An 11,150-nucleotide genomic window follows, 5' to 3' on the forward strand; every position below is an offset into this window, starting at 1 on the left:
AAATTCACTGAGAGGACGGGAGCGTCCGCTGACCGGACATGCCGGACCTGACATGAAGGGGCCACGGCGGCCCGGCGTCAGCAGAGGATCCAGCCGGAGCTGATGCTGCCCGCGCCCACGGACCCCTTCACCCACACGCAGCGGTGCCCCGAGTGCACCTTCACCGGGCCCGCGAGGCGGGTGTAGCGGCCCTTGTCCCGCACGGGGCGGCTGCCGCGCGCCTGGACGCTGACCGACATCGTCTTGCGGGCGCCGGGGCGCTTGGCGTACGTCACGGCGCAGACGTAGCCGCGCTTCTTGTAGAGGACGATCTTGCCGGTGCTGAAGGCCAGGGTGCGGACCTTGTGTCCTGGGCACGGCGCCGCCGCGGCCGCGGTGCCGACGCCCGGTCCGGCGAGCGCCAGCAGCACGGCGGCCACGAGCGCGGCGGCGCCTGCGGCCAGGCTCCGCCGTATCCGAGCATTACTCACGTCTGCCCCTCCCGACACCCCCGCATCAGCGTACTGACGTACGGACGCCGGACAGCCACCCGACGGTTGCGGAACCCGGCCTACCATTTCTGCGCGGGCGAGAACTCCCCGCCTACGCCCCCACCGGCTCCCCCACGAAGGTCCGCCACAGCTCCGCGTACCGCCCGTCGCGGGCGAGCAGTTCCTCGTGCGTGCCGTCCTCGGCGACCTGCCCGTGGTCCATCACGATCACGCGGTCCGCGCGGGCGGCCGTGGTGAGGCGGTGGGCGACGACCAGCGTCGTGCGCTTGCCCGCGATGCGGTCCGTGGCCTGGTTGACCTGGGCCTCGGTGGCGAGGTCGAGGGCGGCGGTGGCCTCGTCGAGGAGCAGGATGTCGGGGTCGACGAGCTCGGCGCGGGCCAGGGCGATGAGCTGGCGCTGTCCTGCGGAGAGGTTGCGGCCGCGCTCGGAGACCTCGTGCAGATAGCCGCCGTCGAGGGTGGCGATCATCTCGTGCGCGCCGACGGCCCGCGCGGCCGCCTCGACCTGCGCGTCGGTGGCGTCGGGCCGGCCGTAGGCGATGGCGTCGCGGACGGTGCCCGCGAACAGATACGCCTCCTGCGGCACGACGCCGAGCCGGTGGCGGTACGAGGTGAGGTCCAGGGCGCGCACGTCGGTGCCGTCGACCGTGACCCGGCCCGAGGTCGGGTCGTAGAACCGGGCCACGAGCTTGACGAGCGTGGACTTGCCCGCGCCGGTCTCGCCGACGAAGGCGACGGTCTGCCCCGCGGGAATCCGCAGCCGCACCCCGCTCAGCGCGGCCTCGGCGTTCCCGGTGTTCTCGGTGTTCGCGGTGTTCTCGGTGTTCTCGGTGTTCGCGGTGTTCTCGGCGGCGCCGTCGGAGCCGTCGGAGCCGTACGCGAAGTCGACGTCCTCGAACGCGATCTCGCCGCGCAGGGAGAGCACGTCGAGCGGTTCGTCGGCGGACTTCGTGGACGTGGGCTCCTGGAGCAGCTCCTGGATGCGGCCGAGCGAGACGGTGGCCTGCTGATAGCCGTCGAAGACCTGGGAGAGCTGCTGCACGGGGGCGAAGAACAGATCGATGTAGAGGAGGTACGCGACAAGGGCGCCGGTGGTGAGCGTGCCCGCCTCGACCCGGTTCGCGCCCACGATCAGGACGGCCACCACGGCCACCGACGACAGGAACTGCACGAACGGGAAGTACACGGAGATCAGCCACTGGCCGCGGATGCGGGCGGCGCGGTACTCCGTGCTGCGCGCCGCGAACCGCTCGCTGCCCGTCCGCTCGCGCCGGAACGCCTGCACGATCCGCAGCCCGGACACCATCTCCTGAAGGTCGGCGTTGACCACCGACACCCGCTCACGGGCCAGCTCGTACGCCTTCACGCTCGACCTGCGGAAGAAGAACGTACCGATGACGAGCAGCGGCAGCGTCGCGAAGACGACGAGGGCGAGCTGTACGTCGATGACGAGCAGCGCGACCATGATGCCGAAGAAGGTGACGACGGAGACGAACGCGGTGACCAGGCCGGTCTGGAGGAACGTGGACAGCGCGTCCACGTCGGTGGTCATCCGGGTCATGATGCGCCCGGTGAGTTCCCGCTCGTAGTAGTCGAGGCCGAGCCGCTGGAGCTGCGCGAAGATCTTCAGACGCAGGGCGTAGAGGACGCGTTCGCCGGTGCGTCCCGTCTTGCGGATCTCGCCGGTCTGGGCGGCCCACTGCACGACGACGGCGGCGAGGGCCAGCGCGGACGCGGCCCACACGGCGCCGAGCGCGGCCTGCGTGACGCCCTCGTCGATGCCGTGCCGGATGAGGACGGGCAGGAGCAGGCCCATTCCGGCGTCGACGGCGACGAGCGACAGGCTGACCAGGAGGGGCGCGCCGAAGCCGCGCAGCAGCCTGCGCAGTCCGTACGACTCCTCGGGCGTGACGGCGCGCGCCTCGTCGACGGCGGGGGTGTCGGTGGCGGGCGGCAGCGCGTCGACCTGGGCGAGGAGTTCGGGGGTCGCCGGGGTCCCGGCGAGGGCGATGTCCTGCGGCTCCCGGTCGCCCACCCACAGACGCGGGGTGATGCCGCGCTCGGCGTCGAACTCGGCGTCCAGCTCGTCGCGTACGGAGGTGTCCTCGACGGCCTCGGCGGCCGGGGCGGGGGCGACGTGGCCGGGCGAGACGCCGCCCAGCTCGTCGGGGTCGGTGAGCAGGCGCCGGTACAGCGGCGAGCGGCGCTCAAGGTCCTCGTGGGTGCCGAGGTCGGCGAGGCGGCCGCCGTCGAGGACGGCGATGCGGTCGGCGAGGTTCAGGGTGGAGCGGCGGTGCGCGATGAGGAGGGTCGTGCGACCCTCCATGACGTGCTTGAGGGCCTCGTGGATCTCGTGCTCGACGCGGGCGTCCACGGCGGAGGTGGCGTCGTCGAGGACGAGCAGGCGCGGGTCGGTGAGGATGGCGCGGGCCAGGGCGACGCGCTGGCGCTGGCCGCCGGAGAGGGTCAGGCCGTGCTCGCCGACCTTGGTGTCGTAGCCGTCGGGCAGCTCGGCGATGAAGCGGTCGGCCTGGGCGGCGCGGGCGGCGCGCTCGATCTCCTCGTCGGTGGCGCCGGGGTGGCCGTAGGCGATGTTGGCGCGCACGGTGTCGGAGAAGAGGAAGGAGTCCTCGGGGACCAGGCCGATGGCGGCGCGCAGCGACTCGTGGGTCAGCTCGCGCACGTCGTGGCCGCCGACGAGGACGGCGCCGTGCGTCACGTCGTAGAACCGGGGCAGGAGCAGCGACACCGTCGACTTGCCGCTGCCGGAGGAGCCGACGACGGCGAGGGTCTCGCCGGGCCGTATCTCGAAGCTGAGCCCTTCCAGGACCGGGCGCCCGTCGTCGTACGCGAACGACACGTCGTCGAACTCGACGGTCGCCGGGGCGTCGGCGGGCAGCTCCTTCGTGCCGTCCTTCATGGTCGGCTCGGTGTCGATGAGCTCCAGGACGCGCTCGACGCCGGCGCGGGCCTGCTGGGCCACGGTCAGGACCATGGCGAGCATGCGCACGGGCCCGACGAGCTGGGCGAGATAGGTGGAGAACGCGACGAACGTACCGAGCGTGATCTCGCCCTTGACCGCGAGCCAGCCGCCGAGCGCGAGCATCGCGACCTGCCCGAGCATGGGCACGGACTGCAGGGCGGGGGTGTAGCGCGAGTTCAGGCGGATGGTGCGCAGGCGGCCCGCGAACAGCCTGCGGCCGACCTCGCGCAGCTTCCCGGTCTCCTGCTCCTCCTGCCCGAAGCCCTTCACCACGCGTACGCCGCCGACGGCACCGTCGACGACGCCCGCGACGGCGGCCGCCTGGGCCTGCGCGTACCAGGTGGCGGGGTGCAGCTTGGTGCGGCTGCGGCGGGCGATCCAGAGCAGGGCGGGGGCGACGGCGAGCGCGACCAGGGTCAGCGGCAGCGACAGCCACGCCATGATCACCAGGGACATCACGAACAGCAGGACGTTGCCGATGGTCATCGGCAGCATGAAGAGCAGGCCCTGGATGAGCTGGAGGTCGCTGGTGGCGCGGCCGACGACCTGTCCGGTGGACAGCTCGTCCTGACGCCGTCCGTCGAGGCGGGTGACCGTGTCGTACATCTCCGTGCGCAGGTCGTGCTGCACGTCGAGGGCGAGGCGGCCGCCGTAGTAGCGGCGGATGTACGTGAAGACGTAGACCAGGACCGCGGCGCCTATGAGGGCGGCGGCCCAGGGGCCCATGGAGCGGCTGTGATCCCCGATGACGTCATCGATGATCACCTTGGTGAGCAGCGGGACGAGGGCCATGACGGCCATGCCGCCCAGGGAGGAGCCGAGGGCGAGCACGACGTCCTTGGGGTAGCGCCAGGCATAGCCCCAGAGTCGTTTCGCCCAGCCCCGTTGCTCCGCCACCGTGTGCCTCCCGTCGACCTGCTCTGCCGAGAGCACCAACGCGGTGGTCTACCGATTTCATCCCGCCGCAACAAACCATGGGGGCTGCGCCCCCTCTCCCCCACCATGGGGGCTGCGCCCCCTCTCCCCCGCTTTTTCGGGCCTTCGGCCCTCGTCCTCAAACGCCGGACGGGCTTGTTCTCCCCGCCCGGCGCTTGAGTGCTACCGAGGCGCCGGGACCGTTGCTTCCTTGGGGGTGTCCGTCGGAGTGAAGCGGGTCGGGGCCTGGGTGAGGGGGGTCAGGTCCTTGTGGATGGCTCTGGAGACCTTCTGGATGGTGTCCACGCCGTACTGCATGCTGCTGTTGCCGTGGGTGAGCACGGAGATCGTGTAGTCGTGGCCGCGGCCCTTGAAGGCGCCGATGCTGTGCACGCGCCAGCCGTGCGTGGCGCGGGGCAGCCAGCCGTTCTTGACGTGGATGGCGGTGCCGGAGGGGGCGCCCGCGGGCGTGCCCCAGCGCTGGTCGCGGACGACCTTGCCCATGAGCTTGAGGATGTAGGCGCGGGCGTTGTCGCTGAGCACGGCGTTCTTGCCGGTGATCAGGGCGAGCAGCTTCTGCTCGTCGGTGACGTTGACGCGGGTGAGGCCCCAGTAGCCGCCGGAGCCCGGCACCGTCTTGGTCATCTTGGCCGCGGCCAGGAACTTCTTCACCTTGGTGGCGCCGAGCTGCCGCCACAGGGTGCTGGTGGCGTTGTTGTCCGACTTGGTGATCATGGCGGTGGCGAGGTCGGACTCGCGCGTCGTCAGATACCGGTCCGACTTCTTGGCGTCCCACAGGAGCGTGGCGAGGACGGTCACCTTCACGACGCTCGCCGAGTCGAACGCGGTCGTGCCGCGCAGCGTGCAGGTCGTCTTCGTGGCCTTGTCGTGCAGGCCGACGGCGATGGTGCCCTTGCGGTTCTTGAGCGCGGCGGCGATGTCCTTCTTGAGCTTCTTCGCCAGCTCCGGCTGCTGCGAGGTGCACGTGACCTGCGGTGTCGCGGCGGCGGCCGGGGTGGCGGCGGCCATCCCTGCGACCGGCACGAGGACAGCGGCAGCGACGCCTGCGCTCAGCAGGCGGGCAGGCCGGGATATTCGGTGCGTCATGGAGATTCCCCCCGTAGTCGGACACGCGTGCGCCCCCAGCGCACGCGTTTCACATGACTCGCCGACCCCCGTGAAGGTTGCACGGGGAAGGCGATGAACCGAGAAGAACCTCAGCTCAGATGCGTCGGCGCGAACATCCGCAGCACCGCAGGAAGCACGACCACGCTCGGCCCCGGCTGGGCGAGCGCCTTCGCGAGGTCGCCCCTGAGCGCCTCGGGGGACGTCCGGACGCCCGGCACCCCGAAGGACTCCGCGAGCGCCACGAAGTCCGGCCGGGCCAGCTCGGTGCCGGTCGCCTCGCCGAAGGCGTCCGCCATGTACTCGCGGAGGATTCCGTAGCCGCCGTCGTCGACGATCAGCCAGGTCACGTCGAGGTTGTACTGGCGGGCGGTGGCCAGCTCCGCGATCGAGTACATCGCGCCGCCGTCGCCGGAGACGGCGAGCACGGGCCGCGTCGGATCGGCGGCGGCCGCTCCGAGGGCGGCCGGGAAGCCGTAACCGAGGCCGCCCGCGCCCTGCGCGGAGTGCATGGTGTTGGGCCGCCGCGCGTCGAAGGCGGACCAGGCCCAGTACGCCAGGATCGTCATGTCCCAGAAGGACGGGGAGCCGTCGGGCAGGGCGGCGCGCACGGCGGCGAGGACGTCCTGTTCGAGGGTCAGCCCCTGTCCGTCGATGCGCTCGCGGACCGCCGCGAGGGCCCCCCGAACCCGCTCCGGGGCCGCCGGGTCGGGCCGCTCGGCGCCGGTCTCCAGGAGAGTCTCCAGGAGGGCGGAGAGCGCGAGCCGGGCGTCCGCGTGGATGCCGAGCGCCGGGTGGTTGGACTCCAGCTTGCCGAGGTCCGCCTCGATCTGGATGACGCGGCCGCGCGGCTCGAACGTGTGGTAGTTGGAGGAGAGTTCACCGAGGCCGGACCCCACGACAAGGAGGACGTCGGCGTCCTCCAGGAAGTCGGTGGTGTGCCGGTCCTCCAGCCAGGACTGGAGGGAGAGCGGGTGCTCCCAGGGGAAGGCGCCCTTGCCGCCGAAGGTGGTGACGACGGGCGCGTTCAGGCGCTCGGCGAGCGCGAGCAGCTTCCCCGAGGCGTCGGAACGTACGACACCGCCGCCCGCGATGATCGCGGGACGCTCGGCACGTACCAGCAAGTCGGCTGCCACGGCGGTGAGTTCGGGCCGCGGCACGACCTCGTCGGGCGTCGCGTCGACGGCCGTGACGACCGGCAGCGAGGTCTCGGCGAGCAGCACGTCCTGCGGGATCTCCACCCACACCGGGCCGTGCGGCGCGGTGAGGGCCGACTCCCAGGCCGCGGCGATCGCGGACGGGATCTGCGACTGCGTACGCACGGTGTGGACGGACTTCACCACGTCCCGGAACGACGCCTGCTGGTCGCGGAGTTCGTGCAGATAGCCGTGGCGCCCGCCGCCGAGCCCGGCGACCGGGACCTGGCTGCCGATGGCGAGCACCGGCGAGGACCCGGCGGCGGCCTCCTGGAGCGCGGCCAGCGAGGTGAGCGCGCCGGGCCCCGTGGACAGGAGCAGCGGCGCGACCTCGCCGGTGATCCGCCCGTAGGCGTCGGCGGCGAAGCCGGTGTTGTTCTCGACCCGCAGCCCGACGTACGTCAGCGAGGAGCGCCGCAGCGCGTCGAACATGCCGAGCGCGTGCTGCCCCGGCAGGCCGAACACGGTGGTGGCGCCGAGCCCTTGCAGGGTCTCGACGACGAGGTCGCCGCCGTTGCGGCCCGGCGGGGGGTTCAGCGCGGCCGTGGTCTGCGCGGCGGTGGGCCGCAGCACGATGTCGTGGTCATGGGTCATGTCGGTCATCCTTCCGTCGCGCGCCCGCGCGCGGCGCCCTTCACCGGCGTACGAGAGCCGCGGGGCCGCCGCGCAGTGTCGGCGGCGGCCCCGCGGGCTCGGGTCAGTTCGCGGCGCGGCCCGCGGCGATCTGCCGGGACATGATCGTCGTCAGTTCGTACGCGGTGTGGGAGGCGGCCACGGCCGTGATCTCGGCGTGGTCGTAGGCGGGGGCGACCTCCACGACGTCGGCGGAGACGAGGTTGCAGGAGGAGAGCCCGCGCAGGATCTCCAGGAGCTCGCGGGAGGTCATGCCACCGGCCTCCGGCGTGCCCGTGCCCGGCGCGTGGGCCGGGTCCAGGCAGTCGATGTCGATGGAGATGTACAGCGGGCGGTCGCCGATGCGCTGGCGGAGCTGGTCGGCGACCTCGTCCGCGCCGCGGCGGTAGATGTCCGCCGAGGTGACGATGCCGAAGCCCATCTTCTCGTCGTCGGTGAGGTCCTGGCGGCCGTACAGCGGGCCGCGCGTGCCGACGTGCGAGAGCGCCTCGGTGTCGAGGATGCCCTCCTCCACGGCCCGGCGGAACGGGGTGCCGTGTGTGTACTCCGCCCCGAAGTACGTGTCCCACGTGTCCAGGTGCGCGTCGAAGTGCAGCAGCGCGACCGGGCCGTGCTTCTTCGCCATCGACCGCAGCAGCGGCAGCGCGATGGTGTGGTCGCCGCCCAGCGTCATCATCCGGGCGCCGGTCGCGAGCAGGTCGTCGGCCGCCGCCTCGATCGTCTCCACGGCCTCGTTGATGTTGAACGGGTTCGCGGCGATGTCGCCGGCGTCGGCGACCTGGGCCAGCGCGAAGGGGGAGGCGTCCTGGGCCGGGTTGTACGGGCGCAGCAGCCGGGACGCCTCGCGGATCGCGTTGCCGCCGAAGCGGGCGCCCGGGCGGTACGACACGCCCGTGTCGAAGGGGACCCCGACGACGGCGATGTCCGTCCTGCCCACCTCGTCGAGGCGGGGGAGCCGGGCGAACGTCGCGGGGCCCGCGTAGCGCGGGACGCGCGAGGAGTCGACGGGGCCGCGGGGCTCGTTCGGGACGGTGGTCATGGTCGGGTTCCTCCTGGTGGTGCATGTCTTACGTGGTCGGGTGTGGCGCGATGGCGGGCCCTGCCGGGGGCTCCCCAAGCCCGCCCCTTCCCGAAACTGGGGCTCCGGCGGAGCGGCGATCAGCGGGGGTCCAGGGGGCGGCAGCCCCCGGTTTCTGGGAAGGGGTGGTTCGGGGACTCTTCATGCGGCCACCGAAGCCTCCGGTGCCGTCGGCTCGGGGCTGCGGCCAGCGACCCGCTCGCGCCAAGCGGAAAGCACGACCGGATCCGTCGGCGGCGTGGCCAGCGACACGGCCACGTACACCACGAGCGAGGTCAACAGCCCATAATAGATGGGCTCGTTGGCGAGGATGCCGTACCACCACATGAGCCCGATGACCGAACCCCCGCCCGCCACGACCGCGGAGAGCGCCCCCGCGGCGGTCCCCCGCCGCCACAGCAACCCGCCCAGAATGGGCACAAGGAGCCCGCCCACCAGCAGGTTGTACGCGACGGTCAGCGCCTGGACGACGTCATTGAGGGCGATGGACACGCCGATGACGGCGACGCCCATGACGAGGATGAAGAGGCGGTTGCCCTTCACCTCGTCGTGCGGCTCCCCCGCGTCGGCGCCCGCGCGCACAGCGCCCCGCACCCGCGCCCAGATGTCGTTGTTGGCCACCGTCGCGCAGGCGATGAGCGCCCCGGACGAGGTGGACATCACGGCGGCAAGGGCGGCGGCGAGCACCAACCCCCGTACGCCCATGGGCAGTTCGTCCTTGACGATGGTGGCGAAGGCGGCGTCCGCGCTGGGCAGCTTGGGGTACATGACCTTGGCGGCGGTGCCGATGACGGCACCGGCGAGCGCGTACACGAGGCAGTACGTACCGGCGACGGTCCCCCCGTACCGCGCGACCTTGTCGCTGCGCGCGGTGAAGACGCGCTGCCAGATGTCCTGCCCGATGAGCATGCCGAACGTATAGATCAGGACGTACGTGAAGATCGTCTCGCCGCCGATGCCGAGCGGCGCGAAGTACTCGTCGGGCAGCTTGTCGCGCATCTCGCCGAAGCCGCCGGCCTTGACGACGGCGATGGGCAGGAGAAGGAGCAGCACGCCGACCGTCTTGACGACGAACTGCACCATGTCGGTGAGCGTGATGGACCACATGCCGCCGAGCGTGGAGTAGGCGACGACGATGGAGCCGCCGATGACGATGGCGAGCGTGCGGTTCATGTCGAAGAGGACGTCGAAGATGGTGGCGTACGCGATGGTCGAAGTGACCGCGAGCATCAGCGTGTACGCCCACATGACGACGCCGGAGAGGACGCCCGCGCGGCCGCCGTAGCGCAGGTCGAGCATCTCGGAGACCGTGTACACCTTCAGGCGGGCGATGCGGGCCGAGAAGAAGACCGACAGGGCGAGCAGGCCGAGGCCGATCGTGAACACCATCCACGCGCCGGACAGGCCGTGGGTGTAGCCGAGGCCGACGCCGCCGATGGTGGAGGCGCCGCCGAGGACGATCGCGGCCATCGTGCCGGAGTACATCCAGGGACCGAGGCGGCGGCCCGCGACGAGGAACTCACTCTTGGACTTGGCGCGGCGCATGCCCCACCAGCCCATGGCCAGCATCCCGGCGAGATAGACCACGATCACTGTGTAGTCGACGGCCATAAAGGGGCCTCCTTGCGCGCTCGGTCAGTGGCGTGTCGTGCGGGTGGAGTGCTGCGATGACCGGCCGCGGGGACATCCGCCCGTACCCGAGGCGCCGGTCGGCACGACCCTAGGTGGCCGGAAAGCGACGCTGAAGTGTACGTTTCCTACACTCTCCGAGCCGCGGATGGAGGAAGTGTCCATGGTCCCGCACCGCGACGCCCCAGCGGCCGCACCGCCCACCCCGCCCGTCCCGCTGACCGCCCTCCTTGCCCGTGAGGAGCTCGGCCTGCGGCAGATCGCGGGCCCGGACGCGGCGGGGACCGGCGCCGTCGTGCACTGGGTGCACACCTCGGAGATGGCCGATCCGTATCCGTATCTGCTGGGCGGCGAGCTGCTGCTCACGGCCGGGGTGCACGTCCCGGCGACGGACGCGGACGCCCACCTGGACGGCTATGTGGCCCGCATCGTCGCAGCGGGCGGTGCCGCCCTGGGCTTCGGCGTGGCCCCGGTGCACGACACGGTGCCGCGGGCGCTGGCCGACGCCTGCGACCGGCACGGCCTCCCCCTCCTCGAAGTGCCGCCGCGCACCACGTTCAGCGGGATCGCCCGCGCGGTGTGGCAGCTCATGGCCGAGGCCCGGCACGCCGAACTCCGCCGCGTCACCCAGGCCCAGCAGGGCCTCGCGGCCGCGGCGGCCCGCCCGGACCCGGTCCCGGCCCTGCTCCGGCAGCTGGCGTCACGGCTGGGCGGGTACGCGGCGCTGTACGGGCCCGACGGCAACCCCGCCCAGTCGGCGGGGGCGGAGCCGGGGCAGGAGGCCCTGGCGGGGCTGGTCCGGCTGGCCGGGGTGGTGAACCCGGCCGGGCGCGGCGCCGGAGGAGGCGCGGAGGGCCACTCCCCGCGCCCCGCCCCCGCCTCCGCCACCGACACCGTCTCCGGGACCCACCTCGCGGCCTACGCCCTCGCCGGGGCGCACGGGCTCGCGCTCGGGGTCGCCACCCGGCAGCGGGAGGCCTGCGCCTCCTGCTCGGCGCCGCCCCCGCGGACGTGGCCCCGCTGCTCGGCGCCGACCGGTGGACCGTGGTGCACGCGCGCGTGCGCCACGGCGACCGCGACCGGGCGCCGTCCACCCCGGC

Annotated in this window: 7 protein-coding genes; 1 reads left to right on the forward strand and 6 read right to left on the reverse strand. The window is 72.4% G+C overall.

All coding sequences use genetic code 11. The features are described 5' to 3' along the window. Positions 1 to 77 precede the first annotated feature (77 nt). The 6 genes from STRAU_RS22545 to STRAU_RS22570 all read right to left on the reverse strand — a co-directional run bounded on the left by STRAU_RS22545 (position 78) and on the right by STRAU_RS22570 (position 10,032). The gene (locus tag STRAU_RS22545; RefSeq protein ID WP_037661145.1) at positions 78 to 470 is read right to left on the reverse strand and encodes a hypothetical protein; all 393 of its coding nucleotides are present in this window, start codon (positions 468 to 470) and stop codon (positions 78 to 80) included. A gap of 112 nt (positions 471 to 582) precedes the next feature. Continuing rightward, positions 583 to 4,371 (reverse strand): ABC transporter ATP-binding protein, encoded by a 3,789-nt coding sequence (locus tag STRAU_RS22550; RefSeq protein WP_037661169.1) that lies wholly within the window; start codon positions 4,369 to 4,371, stop codon positions 583 to 585. Positions 4,372 to 4,572: 201 nt separating this feature from the next. Next, a complete protein-coding gene (locus STRAU_RS22555) occupies positions 4,573 to 5,496 on the reverse strand; it encodes a serine hydrolase (protein ID WP_037661148.1) in 924 nt (307 codons plus the stop codon). Positions 5,497 to 5,606: 110 nt separating this feature from the next. Beyond that, complete coding sequence (locus STRAU_RS22560; RefSeq protein ID WP_037661172.1) at positions 5,607 to 7,304, reverse strand: thiamine pyrophosphate-binding protein; 1,698 nt, start codon at positions 7,302 to 7,304, stop codon at positions 5,607 to 5,609. A 103-nt stretch (positions 7,305 to 7,407) separates the two neighbouring features. Then, positions 7,408 to 8,382 carry an agmatinase gene (gene speB / locus STRAU_RS22565; RefSeq protein WP_016642696.1) on the reverse strand — a complete coding sequence of 325 codons (975 nt, stop codon included), beginning with the start codon at positions 8,380 to 8,382 and terminating at the stop codon, positions 7,408 to 7,410. Between the two features lie 180 nt (positions 8,383 to 8,562). Then, positions 8,563 to 10,032 (reverse strand): sodium:solute symporter family protein, encoded by a 1,470-nt coding sequence (locus STRAU_RS22570; RefSeq protein WP_016642697.1) that lies wholly within the window; start codon positions 10,030 to 10,032, stop codon positions 8,563 to 8,565. 166 nt (positions 10,033 to 10,198) lie between these two features. On the opposite strand from STRAU_RS22570, the gene STRAU_RS22575 reads away from it, so the two are divergent. After that, a partial coding sequence (locus STRAU_RS22575) for a PucR family transcriptional regulator ligand-binding domain-containing protein (protein ID WP_472980056.1) occupies positions 10,199 to 11,150 on the forward strand: 952 nt, incomplete at its 3' end.

The sequence above is a fragment of the Streptomyces aurantiacus JA 4570 genome, from assembly GCF_000414115.1.
GTDB lineage: Bacteria > Actinomycetota > Actinomycetes > Streptomycetales > Streptomycetaceae > Streptomyces > Streptomyces aurantiacus_A.